The organism is Mesorhizobium sp. LHD-90, assembly GCF_030929505.1.
GTDB lineage: Bacteria > Pseudomonadota > Alphaproteobacteria > Rhizobiales > Rhizobiaceae > Kumtagia.
Genome location: NZ_JAVFVV010000013.1, coordinates 1 through 15956 on the forward strand (window position 1 = coordinate 1; position 15956 = coordinate 15956).

Below are 15956 nucleotides of genomic sequence, written 5' to 3' on the forward strand. Positions count from 1 at the left end.
AGGCTGGTCCGCAAAACCGCCTTGCAACCCAAACCAGCCGGCGCTTTTGCGGACCAGCAACGGGGAGAACTGTAACCCATGTATCCGGTCCATTCTGTTACCCATCCATCGGCTGGACACCCGAAGGGCCGGTGAGGGGGGTGCCTCAGCGTTTCGCCGTAGGCGAGGCGCCGAGGGCCCATGTGCGATTGCCCTGCCGTGAATCGAGAGAGATGTCCGGCAGGACAGTGAGGCGCAACGCCGCGACCGGCACCAGGCTATCCTGAATCTTCACCCGAAAATGCTCTTGCTGCGACGCGATGCAAAACCGCAACAACAGGTTGTCATGGCGCTTGATCCTTGCCATCGTGCCGCCGGGCGGCGGCCGAGCTTTTCGAACGCTGGCCGAATGCAAGGAGAGGTCATGATCAGAAGACGCATTTTATCGATTTCCGCCGCAACCCTCATGATAGCGGGTTGCCAGTCAAGTTCGGACCCGCAGGTGCAGGCTCGCAATCACGAGTTCGGCTGCATGGCCGGCACGGTGGGCGGCGCGGTCGTCGGGGGCCTCATAGGAAGCACCATCGGAGCAGGATCCGGACAGGTCCTGGCAGTGGCGGGCGGAATTGGCGCTGGCGGCTATATCGGCAACCGTCTGGCTTGTCGCTGAGCGAGGAGAGATACGATGAAAAAGCTTGTTCTGACCGCCGCGTGCTGCCTGCTTCTTGGAAACGGCATCGCCGCCGCGCAACAATCTCCCGCGATGAATGAGGGACAACTCAACCAGCTCGACAGCGACAAGAGCGGTAGCGTGAGCAAGGCCGAGTACCAGACCTTCATGTCCGCCGCCTTCACAAAGATCGACGCAAACGGCGACGGTTCGATAAGCGTGACCGAAGTGACGAAGATACTGACGCCGGACCAGTTCTCGGCAATGGATGCCAACGGCGACAAGCGCGTGAGCCGTGCGGAATTCATGGGTCAGGTCATGAAGGACTTTGCCGGAGCCGATCGTAGCGGTGACGGACAACTGAAGTGAATACCGGGCTGAGCCCGGATATTTCCGAAGCCGGGACCGACATCGCCCCGGCCGGGACATGCCGGCTGGCGGGCATCACATGCCCGCATCGGCGTCGTTGCGACTGCATGGCGGTGGGCCTCCACCTGTAACTGCAGTCACATCTCCTCGTCGCAGCCGGATTGTCGGACTATTCATAGGACAAACGGCCAATGTCGGGATGCGAAACCGCCTGCGGAGGCGCGAAGCCGTGCCTCCGCAGGAGCCCCGAAGCCTGACGCGGTTGCGTGGATTCGCGACATGCATCAGCCTTTCGGCGGATATGCATGCTCCGTGCCGCGAAAATCGGTGACGGCAAAAATCTCGCCGTCTGGCACGATGGCGGCGGGGCCGATCGGCGCCTTGCCGAAACCGCCGGGAATGTCGAGCATGTAGGCCGGCTGGCACAGGCCGGAGATGCGCCCGCGCAACGCCGCGACCAGCGCCTGGCCTTCCTGAACCGTTACCCGGAAATGGCCGGTGCCCGGCGCAAGATCGGGATGGTGCAGATAATAGGGTTTTATCCTCGTCTCGACGAAGGCGCGCATCAGCGCCGCCAGCACGTCGACGTCGTCGTTGACCCCCTTCAGCAGCACCGACTGGCTGACCATGGCGATGCCGGCGTCGATCAGCCTTGCCGACGCCGCCCTCGCCTCCTCCGTCAGCTCGCGCGGATGGTTGGCGTGCAGCGCCACGTAGATCGTCTTGCCGCCGGCCTTCAGCGCGTCGACCAACGCGGCGCCGACCCGTTCCGGCTCGACCACCGGCACGCGCGTGTGGAACCGCACGACCTTCACATGCGGGATCCGTTTTAGCCGCCGCATGATGTCGGAAAGCCGCCGCGGCGACAGCGCCAGCGGGTCGCCGCCGGTAAAAATCACCTCCCAGATTTCTGGGCGCGCGGCGATATAAGTGATCGCCGCATCGAGCTCGGCTTCCGACAGTACGCCGAGGCCTTTTGGCCCGACCATCTCGCGGCGGAAGCAGAAGCGGCAATAGACCGGGCAGGCATGCAGCGCCTTCAACAGCACGCGGTCGGGATAGCGGTGGACGATGCCCTTGACCGGGCTGCGCGCGGCATCGCCGATCGGGTCGGCGCGCTCTTCCGGCAGCACCGCCAGTTCGGCCGCGTCGGGCACGAACTGGCGGGCGATCGGATCGGCCGGATCGGCTGGATCGATGAGGCCGGCGACCGCTGGGCTGATCGCCACGGCGTAGCGCCTTGCCACCTCGTCGACAGCGGCTTCGAGACTTTCGCCGACCAGCCCGGCCTCGACCAGCTCCCGCGCCGTCTTGATGGTGCGGTGGATGGTCATGGCTCGGCGCCCTTCCTCTTCTCCCCAACGGGGAGAAGGTGGCCGCGAAGCGGCCGGATGAGGGGGCTGGCGCGACCCCTCACAAGGGTCGGAAAGAAGGCCGGCCCGAAACGGTCGATTGCAAACGAAAGATCCACGCCGGCGCCAATATCCGACCCCGCCCTCCCGGTAAACCCGTTGCACCGCGCCGCGCGGTCGCAGCCGCCATGATTGCCCCCTCCCTCACCGCATGCCATAGCTCCGCCCGAAATCGGAGCCACCACGGTGCAGGACAAAAAATTGCTGAAGGTGCTCGGCGGCGAGACGGTGCCGCCGCCGCCGCTATGGATGATGCGCCAGGCCGGGCGTTACCTGCCCGAATACCGCGCCTTGCGCGAAAAGGCCGGTTCCTTCCTCGACCTCTGCTACAATCCGGATTTCGCCGTCGAGGTCACGCTTCAGCCGATCCGCCGCTTCGGTTTCGACGCGGCGATCCTGTTCTCCGACATTCTGGTCGTGCCGCATGCGCTCGGCCGCGACCTGCGCTTTGTCGAAGGCGAGGGGCCGCGGCTGACGCCGATCTCGGCAGCGGAAATTCCGCGCCTCGGCGAAGGCCACGATTTCCATGCGCATCTGGCGCCCGTCTACGAGACCGTTTCCCGCCTGCGCAAGGAATTGCCGCAAGAGACCACACTGATCGGCTTCTGCGGTGCGCCGTGGACGGTGGCGACCTACATGATCGCCGGGCGCGGCACGCCGGACCAGGCGCCGTCGCGACTGTTCGGCTATCGCGAGCCGGAGGCTATTGCCGCCCTGCTTTCGAAACTGGCGGAGGTCTCGGCCGACTATCTCATCCGCCAGATCGACGCCGGGGCGGACGCCGTGCAGATTTTCGATTCCTGGGCGGGTGTGCTCGACGAAGCATCCTTCGAGGCCTGGTGCGTGAAACCGGTGGCGGAGATCGTCCGAAAAGTCCGGCAAAAGCATCCCAAAACGCCGATCATCGGTTTTCCGCGCGGTGCCGGCAGCCTCTATTCGGGCTATCGGGATAAGACCGGCGTCACCGCGCTGGGCCTCGACTGGTCGGTTCCGCTTTCGCAGGCCCGCGCCCTGCAGGCCGGGGGACCGGTTCAGGGCAATCTCGACCCGCTGCGCCTCATCGCCGGCGGCCGCGCCCTGGACGAGGGCGTCGACAACATCCTGCAGGCGCTGGGCGACGGCCCGCTGATCTTCAATCTCGGCCACGGCATCACGCCGGACACGCCGATCGCCCATGTCGAACGGATGGTGGAACGGGTGCGCCGCTAACCCTCCCCCTTGAGGGGAGTGTCGGCAAGCCAACGGAACGAAGTGGGGTTGCGCGAGCCGGAGTGGGGTCGCTTCCGGATGGAGCGCCTTTTCGATCGACGCCGAATCGGCGTGCGCGACGTCAAATCGAGATCCGCGAAGCCCAAGCGGCTATGCATGAAGCGCGCGGTGCGAAAAAACCGTCATCCGTGAAGCCCGAAACCGCACTGGGCTCCTGACATTCCACCCAAACCGTTGCGACATAACGATATTTCGGACTTCACGCGGCGAGGCGATGGGCTGCCGCTATCCAACCGCCTGCCGCCAACGCGCCACGTAGGAAAACCATTCCGGTTCCGGAACGATCATGGTTTCCGCGCCGCCGACCGGCCGAAAATCCGGCCCGGCGCAAAGCAGGGCGGCGCCAATGCTGGTGCCGGTGCTGCCTTTCGAGACGACCACCGAACGCCCGCTTGCAGTCGCCAACATCTTGATAAAACAGCGGTTCTGCCCGAAAGGCCCCTCGACCACCGAGTCGCCTTGCGCTCCGATCAGGTCAAGACAGGTGGCGGTCATCATGGCGAGATAAAAGGAGACGGCGGCAAAACGCTCGCCGGGGTTTTGAGGCTCCTGCGGTAACCATCTTGCCTTGCGGTGCTGGAACGGCCCGGAGCCCTGGTCGACAGACGGTGTCAGGAGGAACGGGGCGTTCAGGACGCGCCCGATCTCGGCCTCGCCTGGCTCCACGCCCTGGTCGCCGATCAGCAGCGAAAATTCGCGCCCGCCCATGAAGCGCGAGGACGGCACCGGGTCGCCGAAAGCGTTGACGTTGATCAGAGTATCGCGAGCCGGATCAAGCACTTGGCGCTCGCCACCGACCGCCATGACGATCACCCAGGTGCCGGTCGACACCACCGTGAACGGCGCCTGCCGGGCAAGCAGGTGCGGATAGAGCGAGGCGTTGGAATCGTGGATGCCGCAGAATACCGGCGTGCCGGCGGCAAGGCCTGTTTTCGCAACGATTTCAGGGAGTAAGGTCCCGAGCCGATCGCTCGCCCGGCGCACCGGCGCCATCTTTTGTCGCCAGCCCAGCCGGTCGACAAGGCTCGAAAAATCGCGATTTTCCGGGTTCCACAGGTCGGTGTGAGCCCCCAAGGAAGTCGCCTCGTTGGCCGCCACGCCGCAAAATCGGAACGTCCAGTATTGCGGATGGGTCAGGATCGTCGCAACACTTTGAAACTCTTCGGGAAATGTGTTCGCCTGCCAGAAGAACTGCGCACCGAGGTTTAGACCCACCGGCAGTCGCGGCGATCCGGTCTCGGCAAAACCGGGCCGCACAAGGTCATAATCAGCAAGGATCGTTTCGGGGCCGGAATGTTCGTAGTCGAGCATCGGCAAGGCGAGGCTTCCGTCCGCTGCAAGCAGCGCCCCCGACGCGCCGTGGGCGGTCGTCACCACCGCGTCCGGCCTTGCCCGACGGCCCGCCTCGGCCAGCCCGTCGAGCATGAACGCCCACAGACGTTCCGTGTCGAAATGCGGGTAACAGCCGGAATTCTTTACGGAATTCTCGGTTCGTGCGATGACCGTTTCTTCCAGCGACGCGAGATCGACCAGCGCTACCTTGGCGTTGCTCTTGCCGACATCGACAACGGCAACGGTGCGAATGGTCATGCGGCTCGGCTCACCGGCCGGTCCGCAGGCCGAGCTTGTCGGCGATGCGCGGAATGGCGATCACCGCGATCAGCAGAAGGCCGATATAGACGCTGACCACCTGCCCCGGAATGTTGTTCAGCGACATGCCGAAGGTCACAAGCCCTAGCGTCAGCACCGCAAGGAACACACCAAGGATTGAGCCGACGCCGCCGGCGATCGACACGCCGCCGAGGATGACCATGGTAACGATGTCGAGTTCCCAGCCTATGGCGATGTTGGAGCGCATCGACCCCAGCCGCGCCGTCAGCAGCGCTGCCGCCAGTCCGCAAAGCATGCCGGAGACGACGAACAGCAGGAAAGTCAGCCGATCGACCGCAATGCCCGAAAACCGCGCGGCGACCGGATTCGAACCGATGGCGAAGAGTTTTCGCCCCGTGGCGGTCTTGTGCAACACGATGCCGAAGATCGCCGTCAACACCAGAAAGATCAGGAAAGACAAAGGGATCGGCGGGATGAACAGCCAGGAAACGCCGCTCTCCTTCATCTTGATGAAATAGCTCTGGCCGAGTTCGAGGAACTCTGCCGGATATTTCGTCTTGGCCTGGTCGCCCAAAATCACCTGGGTAATGCCGCGAAACAGCGACATGGTGCCGATGGTCACGACGATCGACGGCAGGCCGGCGTAGGTGACCAGGAAGCCGTTGAAAACGCCGCATAAAATGCCGATGCCGATACCGGTGGCGAAGAGGCCCGCCGGCCCGAATCCGGCCTCGGCGGCGTAACCTATGCCCATCGCCGCCAGTGCAACGATCGCCGCCACCGACAGGTCGATCTGTCGGACAAGGATCAGCAGCGCCATGCCCAGCGCGATGATCGCCTTCTCGGAAAAGTTGAAGGTCGCATCGGCGAGGTTGAAAACGTCGAGGAAATAGGGCGAGACGATGGTGTTCACGACGATCGTCGCCACCAGCAGGATGACCAGGATCACTTCCCAGCGCAGCAGGATGTCGCGCGCCCGGCGCGGCGCGGCGTCGAGAACCGCATAGCGGCTTTCCGGCGGTTGCATCGGCGCGTTCATGCCCGCACCCGTCCGATGCGCCGCGCTTCCGGCAGGATGAGTTTCTCAGGCCGCTTTTCGGCGCGTGCATTGATGACCACCGCGGCGAGGATCACCGCGCCGGAAATGGCCATCTGCCAGAAAGGCGAGATCTGCAGCACCGGCAGCGCGGTCATGACGATGCCGAGGAACAGCGCGCCGAGCAGCGTGCCGGCGACCGAGCCGACGCCGCCGCCGATCGACACGCCGCCGATCACGCAGGCGGCGATCACCGTCAGTTCATAGCCGTTGGCGATCTCCGAATAGGCGACGCCGTAACGCGCGACCCAGAGATAGCCGCACAGCCCGGCGACCGCCCCGGAGATCGAATAGGCGAGCATTTCCTGCTTTTTCTGGTCGATGCCGCAATAGCGCGCCGCGACCGGATTGCCGCCGACCGCGTAGAGGCCGCGTCCGGCACGGGTGAGATTGAGGAAGACCCAGAACAGGATCGAGACGCCGATTGCGATCCACACCGGACTGGTCAGCCCGAGCAGAACCTGCTTGGGAAAGGCCTGAAAAGCAGCGCCCATTTCCGAGGCGTTCACCTGGTCGCCGCCGGCGATGATGATGATCATGCCGCGATAGACGGCGAGCGTGCCCAACGTCACCACGATCGGCGGGATGCCGAGAAAGGCGATCAGCCCACCATTGATCAGGCCTAGCACCAGGCCGGTGATCACGCCGGCCAGGATCATCAGAAGCAGCGGCGTATCGGGATAATACTGGCTGACGAGTGCGGCGATCATCCCGGACAGCGCCAGGTTGGCGGCGACCGACAAGTCGATGCCGCGCGTCAGGATCACCACCATCTGCGCCAGCGCCATCATGAACAGCACGGAGGTCTCGGTAAGCAGGTCGCTGATGTTCTCCCAGGCCAGGAATACCGGCTGGTAGGCGCCGATCGCCGCCACGCCGACGACCAGGATCAGCCCGAGCGCAAGCTCGCGATAGTTTACGAAACCTTTCACGCGGCCTCCTTGGCGGCGCCCGTGGCCGCGCCGACGATCTGTTCGGCGCTCCAGGCACCGCGCTTGAATTCGTCGACGATGCGACCTTCCTTCATGACGATGACGCGGTCGGCCAGACCCATCACCTCCGGCAGTTCCGAGCTGATTAGCACGACCGCCAGGCCGTCCTGCGCCAATTCGCCGATAAAATCGTGCACCGCCGCCTTGGAGCCGACGTCGATGCCTTTTGTCGGCTCGTCGAGCACGATCACTTTCGGCCTTGTCGCCAGCCATTTGGCGATCACCACCTTCTGCTGGTTGCCGCCGGAAAGCTCACCGAGCCGCTGTTCCCAGTTCGCCGCCTTGACCGCCAGCCGGCGGCCGAGCGACCGCGTCGCCTCCTGTTCGGCGGGGCGTGACAGGAACAGGCCGCGCACATACTTTGAAAGGTTCGCCAGCGTCACATTCTCGCGGATGCCGAGCGATAGAATCGCGCCTTGGTCCTGCCGGTCCTCGGGCACGTAGGAGATGCCGGCGGCAATGGCGTCCGACGGGGAATGGATGGAAAGCTGCCTGCCGTCCAGCGAGACCGTGCCGCGCGTCACCGGCGTGATGCCGAACAGGCCCTGCATGGCCTCCGTCCGCCCCGCCCCGACCAGCCCGTAGAGTCCAAGGATCTCGCCCCTGCGCAGGTCGAAAGAAACGTCGGCATATTCGGTGGCGTTGGAGAGGTTTTTCACCGACAGCACGACCTCGCCGATCGGCACATCGCGCTTGGGGAAGACCTGGTCCACTGGGCGGCCGACCATCATGCGCACCAGTTGCGCCTCGGTGACGGAGGAGATTGGCCCCTCGCCCACCTTCTCGCCGTCGCGCAGGCAGACGAAATCGTCGGCGATGCGGAAGATCTCGTCGAACTTGTGGCTGATGAAAACGATGGCGCGGCCTTCCGCCTTCAACTGCTCGACGATACGGAAAAGATCGTCGATCTCGTTTGCCGACAAGGCCGCCGTCGGCTCGTCCATGATGACCACGCGCGCCTCGTGCGAGAGGGCGCGGGCGATTTCGACGAGGTGTTTTTGCGCCACCGACAGGCGCTTCAGCTTAAATTCGGGCGGGATGGGCGCATCGATGCGCTTCAGCAGCTCGGCCGATTTCTTGCGCATCTCGGCCCAGTCCACGAGCCGCGTGGAACCCGTGGGCATATGGCCGGTAAAGATGTTCTCGGCGACGGAGAGCTCGTCGAACATCACCGTTTCCTGGTGGATGGCGGCGATGCCGGCCGCCCATGCATCGCGCGGCGAGGAAAAATGCTTTTGCTCGCCACCGACGCGGATCTCGCCTGCGTCCGGCCGGTAGATACCAGTGAGAATCTTGACGATGGTGGATTTGCCGGCGCCGTTCTCGCCGATGACGGCGGTGACACGGCCGGGCTGCAGCGACAGGCTGATGTCATGCAAGGCCCTGACGCCGGGAAAGCTTTTCGAGACGCCGGAAAGGGTGAGGATGGGATCGGACACGGAAACCTCTTAACCCTCCCCCTTGTGGGGAGGGTCGGCGAGCATGCTGAGCAAAGCGAAGCATGTAAGGCGGGGTGGGGGTGCCTGGGCAGCGACCCCCACCCCGCCGCTTCGCGTCGACCCTCCCACAGGGGGAGGGTAAGAACCGGCTTCGATCAGAAGACCTTGGCGAATTCCTCGACGTTGGTCTTGTTGAATTCGAAGGGCTCGCCCATGACGGCCTCGCCGTCCTTGCCGACGGTGGTCTCGCCCTTCTTGCCCATGGAGAGCTTCGAGCCTTCGGCGGTGTCCTTGCCGGCAAGGATGTCGGCCATGATCATGGTCGAAGAATAGCCGTATTCGACAGGGTTCCAGATGGCGAAGGTGTCGCAGGCGCCGGCAAGCACATAGTCCTTCATTTCCGAAGGCAGGCCGAGGCCGGTGATGAACACTTTTCCGGTCAGGCCGCCGTCGACGATCGCCTTGGCGCCCGAGCGGATGCCGATGGTGGTCGGCGAGATCACGCCCTTGAGGTTCGGATAGGCCTTCACCAGGCCCTGCATCTCGCGATAGCTCTTGTCGTCCTGGTCGTCGCCATAGACGGTCGCCACCAGCGGCATGTCCTTGTATTCCGGCTTCTTCCACTCTTCCTTCATGGCCTCGATCCAGGAGTTCTGGTTGGTCATGGTGGAGGCGGCGGAAAGGATGGCGACCTCACCCTTGCCACCCAGTGTCTTGGCGATCATCTGCACCTGCTTGGCGCCGATGAGCGGGGTGGACGAGGCCGAGAGGTGGACGATGCGGCCGGCCGGCGCGATGGCCGAGTCGAAGCTCATCACCTTGATGCCGCGCTCGGCCGCCTTCTTGCCGACCGGGACCAGCGCGTCGGCGTCGTTGGCCGAAACGATGATGCCGTCGACCTTCTGGGCGATCTGCGCGTCGATGACGGCGATCTGCTCTTCCGCCGTCGGCTTGGCCGAGGCGGTGTAGATGATCTCGATGCCGCCGAGTTCCTTGGCCGCTTCCTTGGCGCCGTTGGCGCAGGCGTCGAAATAGCTGTTGCCGAGGTTCTTCACGATCATGGCGATGCGCTTGTCGGCGGCGCGCGCCCTGGTGGTGATGATTGTCGGCATGGCAAGTGCTGCACCGGCGGCGCCGGCAAGCTGCAATACGGTACGACGTGTAGTCTTCATGGCAAATTCCTCCCTGCCATTCCCGGTTGAAATATCCTCGGACCGGCCCATGCCGGCCCGACCGTCCGCCGATCATGCGGCGGAAGCGATCTCCTTGGCAACGGGCGCGATTCTTACGTCGAGCCCGGCATTCTCCATCATCGCTAGCGCGGCCTCGCTGACGGCATCGTCCGTCACCAGCGTGGTGACGCGCGACAGCGGGCACACCACCAAGCTTCCGCGCGGCTCAAACTTGGTCGAATCGGCGAGCACGATCAACCGTTCGGCGCGGCGGAGCAGCTTCGCTTCTGCGCGCGCCACCAGCGGGTCGGCCTCGACCACGCCGAGCGGCGTGATCGCGGCCGCGCTCATGAACATGGTGGTGGCGTGCAGGGTCTGGATCGTGTCGTCCTCGAAAGGCGACAGGATGATGCCCTGTTCGCGATAGACCTCGCCGCCCGGCAGGGTGATGCGGTTGTCGCTGCTGCGGATCAGCGCCTCGGCGATCGGAAAGGAGTTTGTGAGGATGTTCAGTCGCCGGTCACGCAGGAAATCGACCATGGCGAAGGTGGTCGTGCCGGCGTTGATGATGATCGATTCGCCGTCCTCCACCAGCCCGCAGGCGAGCGCGGCGATGGCGCGTTTCTTGTCGGCGTTCTTGATGCGCTGCGAACTGAAGGTCGGCGCGCCGAGGGTGGCGGGGAAAGCCGGCGCCGGGGCGGAGATGCCGCCATGGACGCGCCTGACCAGACCTTCTTCTTCCAGCTTGGCCAGGTCACGCCGCAGCGTGGCGCTGGAGGCGCCGGTGAGGTCGACCAATTCGCGCACCGGCACGACGGGCCTGCCGGCCATCGCCTCCAGTATCGCAGATCGGCGGTCCATCTCGCGCATGTCGATGCGGTTGCCTCGAAATAATCGATCATCATGAATGCACGCTCGCTCACGATCGTCAAGAATTGTGAGCGTATTGCATCGCATCAATTCGATGCTGCACCGCAAACGCTCAAAGTTCGGGCGAATCACGATTGACCGTGAGCGAATAGGCTCATAACTTCCGCCAAAAATCTCGAAAGGGCGGAAACATGGCCATGCAAGGACTTGCCGATCTCTGGGACGACGCCAAGGCCGCCGGCATGAGCGAGGCGGAACTGCTCGTCTACCGCTCCAACCTGCTCGGCTCGGACAAGCGCATCACCAACTATGGCGGCGGCAATACTTCCGCCAAGGCTTCTGAGAAGGACCCGCTGACCGGCAAAGCGGCTGAGGTGCTGTGGGTCAAGGGCTCGGGTGGCGACCTCGGCACCATGAAGATGGACGGGCTGGCCAGCCTCTATATGGAGAAGCTCGAGGCGCTGAAAGGCCTTTATCGTGGCCTCGCGCATGAGGACGAGATGGTTGGCTATCTGCCGCACTGCACCTTCAACCTGAACCCTCGCGCGGCCTCGATCGACACGCCGCTGCACGCCTTCGTGCCCAAAAAGCATGTCGACCACATGCATCCCGATGCGGTGATCGCGATTGCCGCGGCCAGGGACAGCAAGGCGCTGACGAAAAAAATCTACGGCGACGAGATCGGCTGGCTGCCGTGGAAGCGGCCAGGATTCGAGCTCGGCCTTTGGCTGGAGAAATTCTGCAAGGAGAACCCCAAGGCGCTTGGCGTGGTTCTCGAAAGCCACGGCCTGTTCACCTGGGGCGACACGGCGAAAGAGTGCTACGACGTCACCATCCGCATCATCAACAAGGCTATGGAATTCTTCGAGGCTGAAGGCAAAGGGAAGGCCGCCTTTGGCGGAGAAGTGCGCAAAACTTTGCCGGCTGAGGAGCGCCTCGCCATCGCGGCAAAACTCATGCCGGCGCTACGCGGCATGATTTCCGCCGGGGAACGCAAGGTCGGACATTTCGACGACCAGGCGGCAGTGCTGGAATTTATCGCGGCGCGCGACATGGAAAAGCTGGCAGCACTTGGCACAAGCTGTCCCGACCATTTTTTGCGCACCAAGATCAGCCCGCTGGTGGTCGATTTCGACCCGGCCAACCCGGATATCAACGAGACGCTCGCCGGTCTTCCGGCCTCGCTGGAGGCATACCGGCAAGGCCACGCCGCCTATTACGAGCGCTGCAAGCGCCCGGTGAGCCCGCCGATGCGCGATCCCAACGCGGTGGTCTATCTCGTCCCCGGTGTCGGCATGATTACCTTCGCCAAGGATAAGGCGACGGCGCGCATTTCGGGCGAGTTCTACGTCAACGCCATCAACGTCATGCGCGGCGCCTCGACGGTGTCGGACTATATGGGGCTGCCCGAGCAGGAAGCCTTCGACATCGAATACTGGGTGCTGGAGGAAGCAAAGCTGCAGCGCCTGCCCAAGCCGAAACCGCTGGCCGGCCGCGTCGCGCTGGTTACCGGCGGGGCAGGCGGCATCGGCCGGGCGATCGCCGACCGGCTGATGGCCGACGGCGCCTGCGTGGTGCTGGCCGATATCGACGCTGGCTCGCTGGAAATCGCTGAAACCGAGTTCGCCAAGCGCCATTCGGCCGACGTGGTGCGCGGCGTGAAGCTGGACGTGACAAAAGAAGCCGAGGTCGCCGAGGCTTTTGTTTTCGCGGCTAAGGAATTCGGAGGGCTCGACATTCTGGTCTCCAATGCCGGCATTTCGTCCGCCTCGCCGGTCGAGGACACGGAACTGTCGATGTGGACCCGCAACATCGACATTCTGGCGACCGGCTATTTCCTGGTGGCGCGCGAGGCGTTCCGGCTGATGAAAAAACAGAAGGCTGGCGGCAACATCGTCTTCATCGCCTCCAAGAACGGGCTGGCGGCTTCGCCGAACGCCTCGGCCTATTGCACGGCCAAAGCGGCGGAGATCCATCTCGCCCGCTGCCTGGCGCTGGAAGGCGCGGACGCCGGCATCCGCGTCAACACCGTCAACCCGGACGCCGTGCTGCGCGGCTCCAACATCTGGAAGGGCGAATGGCGCGAGCAGCGCGCCGCCGCCTACAACATGAAGCCGGACGAGCTCGAGGAGCATTACCGCAAGCGTTCCATGCTGAAGCTCGGCGTGTACCCGGAGGATGTCGCCGAGGCGGTGTGGTTCTTCGCCTCCGACCTGTCGGCGAAGTCGACGGGCAATATCCTGAACGTCGACGCGGGTAATGCGCAGAGTTTTACGAGGTAGCGCAGCCTAACCCTCCCCCTTGAGGGGAGGGTCGACGAGCCGACGCAACGAAGTGGAGTTGGCGAGGCGGGGTGGGGTCGCTTCAGGATGGAGCACCTCTTCGGCGACCCCACCCCGCGTCACAAGCCCGCTCGTGCCGAGCGGGCTGCTCCGCGACCCTCCCCTCAAGGGGGAGGGTGAACGAAGGGAGGACCCATGACCGAATCCATCATCGCCGCTGACGCTGTCGCCGCCCACAACGCCGCGCGGGAAAACAACCTGCGTCGCGATTACGACCACCTCGGCGAACAGCTCGACCGACGCGGCATCAAGATCGACGCGATCCGCGAGAAGGTGGAAAACTTCGCCGTCGCCATCCCGTCCTGGGGCGTCGGCACCGGCGGGACGCGTTTCGCCCGTTTCCCCGGAGAGGGCGAGCCGCGCGACGTGTTCGACAAGATCGAGGATTGCGCCGTCATCCAGCAGTTGACGCGCGCCACGCCGACGGTGTCGCTCCACATTCCGTGGGACAAGGCCGATCCGAAGCGGCTGAAGCAGGCGGCAAGCCGTTTTGGCCTCGGCTTCGACGCGATGAACTCCAATACCTTCTCCGACGCCAGGGCCCAGAAGCTCTCGTACAAATTCGGCTCGCTCAGCCATGCCGACGCCGCCGTGCGCCGCCAGGCGGTCGAGCACAATCTCGAATGCATCGAAATTGGCAGGACGGTCGGCTCGAAGGCGTTGACGGTGTGGATCGGCGACGGCTCGAACTTTCCGGGGCAGGTCAATTTCACCAAGGCGTTCGAGCGCTATCTCGACGCCATGCGCGACATCTACGACGCGCTGCCGGACGATTGGCGGCTGTTCTCCGAGCACAAGATGTACGAGCCGGCTTTCTACTCCACGGTTGTGCAGGACTGGGGCACCAACTATTTGATCGCCCAGGAGCTAGGGCCGAAGGCTTTCTGCCTGGTCGACCTCGGCCATCACGCGCCCAACGTCAACATCGAGATGATCGTGGCGCGGCTGATCCAGTTCGGAAAGCTCGGCGGCTTCCACTTCAACGATTCCAAATATGGCGACGACGACCTCGACGCCGGTTCGATCGACCCCTACCGGCTGTTCCTCGTCTTCAACGAGCTGGTCGACGCGGAATTGCGCGGTGCGAAAGGCTTCGATCCGGCGCACATGCTCGACCAGAGCCACAACGTCACCGACCCGATCGAGAGCCTGATGCTGTCGGCGGTCGAGGTGCAGCGCGCCTACGCGGCCGCACTGCTGGTCGACCGCAAGGCGCTGGAAGCCCATCAGACGGACAACGACGCGCTGATGGCGACGCAGACGCTAAAAGCCGCGTTCCGCACCGATGTCGAGCCGATCCTGGCGATGGCGCGGCTGAATGCCGGCGGCGCTATCGACCCGGTCGGCGCCTATCGTGCCGCCGGCTATCGGCAAAAGGTAGCCGCCGAACGTCCGACCGTCAGTTCGGGTGGCGGCGGGATCGTCTGAGGGTTACCGCTCCGCGACGATGCGCGCGGTGATCGCCTCGGCCTTGTCGATGGCATTCATGAAACAGCCGCGCAGATCGGCGCGCATGCCGGTGAACCACAGGCCGGGCAGCTTCGGATCGCTGTGGCCGCCGTTGAACAGCGGTTTGCCGCGTTGGTCGAGTACGCCGAGATGGCCGACCATCGACTCCAGCCCGGTTCGGTAGCCGGTCGCGGCGATCACCACGTCGGGTTCGACGGAACAGCCGTCCTCCAAGACGACCTTCGTGCCGTCGAAGCTTTTGATCTCCGGCACCGCCTTGATGCGGCCCGCCTTCATCGCCGCTACCGCGCCGTCGTCGGTGGCGATCGCCACGCTGTCGATGGCGAGCCGGCTCGCCGGACCGCCGGCCGATTTCGGCAGACCGAGCCGGCTCAGGTCGCCGAAACTCAGGCGCTGCACGGTCGAGATGATGAGGTCGGCCAGCGCCAGCGGCAGCCGCGCCAGCATCGCCGAATTCTTGTGCACGGCGATGTTGAACACACGCTTCGGCAGCACCGCCAGCGCATGCCGCGCCGACAGCCAGATCGGCCCGGTCTCCACCCGGATCAGGTGGTTCAGCACATCGATGCCGGAATTGCCCGCGCCCGCCACAAGCACGCTGCGTCCACGATAGAATTCCGCTTCACCAAAATCGGCCGCGTGCACGATCCGTCCCGGAAACGTCGCCAGTCCCGGCCAGTCGGGAATGAAGGGCACGCGATCGCGGCCGGTGGCGACGATCACATGCCGCGCCCGGTAGGTGCGGTCGCCGGCCTTGATCTCCCAGCGCTCGCCCGCCCGGTCGATCCGCTCCACCGCGGTAGAATAGTCGATCGGCAATTTGTGCAGCCGGGCGAAATCCTCGAACAGCGAGATCACCGCGGCGCGGTTGGGGAAAGCAGGCGTGCCGGCCGGATAGGAAACGCCGGGCAGCACGGAGAGATCACGGTAGGAGTTCAGCGTCAGGTGCTTGTGCCGCCGCCGCCAAGGGCCGCCGAGTTGCGCTTCACCCTCGGCGAGCCGTACGGCGACGCCCGCCCTGGCCAGCGCCTGCGTCACCGCCAGACCGGCAGCACCGCCGCCGACCACCAAAACGTCCGTCTCGATCATGCCACGCTTGTGTCCCGGCCGTTGCGGCGCCGGTGATCGGGCGCAATGCCTGCCCTGTCAACCCATGCCGGCGGTGTTCCCGCGGCGGATGCGACATCACGCCCCGCGCGTCGGCGTGCCGCTTTGACCCGAAGCCCGCTCGGACATACTCTCCCGTTCAGGAACCCGCTTGGAGC

At 64.5% G+C, this 15956-nt stretch carries 14 protein-coding genes; 5 read left to right on the top strand and 9 right to left on the bottom strand.

Features of this window, described 5'->3' with window-relative positions; genetic code table 11:
- Nucleotides 1–145: 145 nt before the first annotated feature.
- Nucleotides 146–346, bottom strand: coding sequence for a hypothetical protein (locus RB623_RS18770; RefSeq protein WP_308058457.1), 201 nt, complete (start codon nt 344–346; stop codon nt 146–148).
- Between the two features lie 57 nt (nt 347–403).
- Here RB623_RS18770 and RB623_RS18775 point away from each other — a divergent pair, with 57 nt between their 5' ends.
- Together RB623_RS18775 and RB623_RS18780 are read left to right on the top strand one after the other, a co-directional pair.
- Nucleotides 404–649 carry a hypothetical protein gene (locus RB623_RS18775; protein WP_374121705.1) on the top strand — a complete coding sequence of 82 codons (246 nt, stop codon included), beginning with the start codon at nt 404–406 and terminating at the stop codon, nt 647–649.
- A 15-nt stretch (nt 650–664) separates the two neighbouring features.
- On the top strand, nt 665–1018 hold the full coding sequence (locus RB623_RS18780) for an EF-hand domain-containing protein (protein WP_308058458.1): 354 nt from the start codon (nt 665–667) through the stop codon (nt 1016–1018).
- 284 nt (nt 1019–1302) lie between these two features.
- Here RB623_RS18780 and RB623_RS18785 read toward each other — a convergent pair whose 3' ends face one another.
- Entirely contained in the window at nt 1303–2352 is a 1050-nt protein-coding gene (locus tag RB623_RS18785) for a lysine-2,3-aminomutase-like protein (protein WP_308058459.1), read from the bottom strand.
- 264 nt (nt 2353–2616) lie between these two features.
- Between RB623_RS18785 and hemE the strand changes: the two genes are divergently transcribed.
- Nucleotides 2617–3639 (top strand): uroporphyrinogen decarboxylase, encoded by a 1023-nt coding sequence (gene hemE / locus RB623_RS18790; protein ID WP_308058460.1) that lies wholly within the window; start codon nt 2617–2619, stop codon nt 3637–3639.
- Between the two features lie 285 nt (nt 3640–3924).
- Here the strand turns inward: hemE and RB623_RS18795 are convergent, their stop codons facing one another.
- From RB623_RS18795 to RB623_RS18820, 6 genes are all read right to left on the bottom strand, one after another.
- Nucleotides 3925–5289, bottom strand: a complete 1365-nt coding sequence (locus RB623_RS18795) for an FGGY-family carbohydrate kinase (protein ID WP_308058461.1) — start codon at nt 5287–5289, stop codon at nt 3925–3927.
- A 10-nt stretch (nt 5290–5299) separates the two neighbouring features.
- The gene (locus RB623_RS18800) at nt 5300–6337 is read right to left on the bottom strand and encodes an ABC transporter permease (protein WP_374121710.1); all 1038 of its coding nucleotides are present in this window, start codon (nt 6335–6337) and stop codon (nt 5300–5302) included.
- A gap of 8 nt (nt 6338–6345) precedes the next feature.
- Complete coding sequence (locus RB623_RS18805) at nt 6346–7338, bottom strand: ABC transporter permease (RefSeq protein WP_308058463.1); 993 nt, start codon at nt 7336–7338, stop codon at nt 6346–6348.
- On the bottom strand, nt 7335–8837 hold the full coding sequence (locus RB623_RS18810; RefSeq protein WP_308058465.1) for a sugar ABC transporter ATP-binding protein: 1503 nt from the start codon (nt 8835–8837) through the stop codon (nt 7335–7337). The genes RB623_RS18805 and RB623_RS18810 overlap by 4 nt, the downstream gene beginning before the upstream one ends.
- Before the next feature lie 155 nt (nt 8838–8992).
- A complete protein-coding gene (gene rhaS, locus RB623_RS18815; protein ID WP_308058466.1) occupies nt 8993–10009 on the bottom strand; it encodes a rhamnose ABC transporter substrate-binding protein in 1017 nt (338 codons plus the stop codon).
- A gap of 72 nt (nt 10010–10081) precedes the next feature.
- Nucleotides 10082–10870, bottom strand: coding sequence for a DeoR/GlpR family DNA-binding transcription regulator (locus RB623_RS18820; protein ID WP_308058468.1), 789 nt, complete (start codon nt 10868–10870; stop codon nt 10082–10084).
- Nucleotides 10871–11076: 206 nt separating this feature from the next.
- Between RB623_RS18820 and RB623_RS18825 the strand changes: the two genes are divergently transcribed.
- Complete coding sequence (locus tag RB623_RS18825; RefSeq protein WP_308058469.1) at nt 11077–13161, top strand: bifunctional rhamnulose-1-phosphate aldolase/short-chain dehydrogenase; 2085 nt, start codon at nt 11077–11079, stop codon at nt 13159–13161.
- 195 nt (nt 13162–13356) lie between these two features.
- On the top strand, nt 13357–14649 hold the full coding sequence (rhaI, locus tag RB623_RS18830; protein WP_308058470.1) for an L-rhamnose catabolism isomerase: 1293 nt from the start codon (nt 13357–13359) through the stop codon (nt 14647–14649).
- A 3-nt stretch (nt 14650–14652) separates the two neighbouring features.
- On the opposite strand, the gene RB623_RS18835 is transcribed toward rhaI, so the two are convergent.
- Complete coding sequence (locus RB623_RS18835) at nt 14653–15780, bottom strand: NAD(P)/FAD-dependent oxidoreductase (protein WP_308058471.1); 1128 nt, start codon at nt 15778–15780, stop codon at nt 14653–14655.
- Between the last annotated feature and the right edge of the window lie 176 nt (nt 15781–15956).

Excerpts from the sequence above, each read along its gene's own strand:
- RB623_RS18770 (WP_308058457.1), bottom strand. The coding sequence starts at position 346 with ATGGCAAGGATCAAGCGCCATGACAACCTGTTGTTGCGGTTTTGCATC.
- RB623_RS18775 (WP_374121705.1), top strand. The coding sequence starts at position 404 with ATGATCAGAAGACGCATTTTATCGATTTCCGCCGCAACCCTCATGATA.
- RB623_RS18780 (WP_308058458.1), top strand. The coding sequence starts at position 665 with ATGAAAAAGCTTGTTCTGACCGCCGCGTGCTGCCTGCTTCTTGGAAAC.
- RB623_RS18785 (WP_308058459.1), bottom strand. The coding sequence starts at position 2,352 with ATGACCATCCACCGCACCATCAAGACGGCGCGGGAGCTGGTCGAGGCC.
- RB623_RS18795 (WP_308058461.1), bottom strand. The coding sequence starts at position 5,289 with ATGACCATTCGCACCGTTGCCGTTGTCGATGTCGGCAAGAGCAACGCC.
- RB623_RS18800 (WP_374121710.1), bottom strand. The coding sequence starts at position 6,337 with ATGCAACCGCCGGAAAGCCGCTATGCGGTTCTCGACGCCGCGCCGCGC.
- rhaS (WP_308058466.1), bottom strand. The coding sequence starts at position 10,009 with ATGAAGACTACACGTCGTACCGTATTGCAGCTTGCCGGCGCCGCCGGT.
- RB623_RS18820 (WP_308058468.1), bottom strand. The coding sequence starts at position 10,870 with ATGGACCGCCGATCTGCGATACTGGAGGCGATGGCCGGCAGGCCCGTC.
- RB623_RS18825 (WP_308058469.1), top strand. The coding sequence starts at position 11,077 with ATGCAAGGACTTGCCGATCTCTGGGACGACGCCAAGGCCGCCGGCATG.
- rhaI (WP_308058470.1), top strand. The coding sequence starts at position 13,357 with ATGACCGAATCCATCATCGCCGCTGACGCTGTCGCCGCCCACAACGCC.
- RB623_RS18835 (WP_308058471.1), bottom strand. The coding sequence starts at position 15,780 with ATGATCGAGACGGACGTTTTGGTGGTCGGCGGCGGTGCTGCCGGTCTG.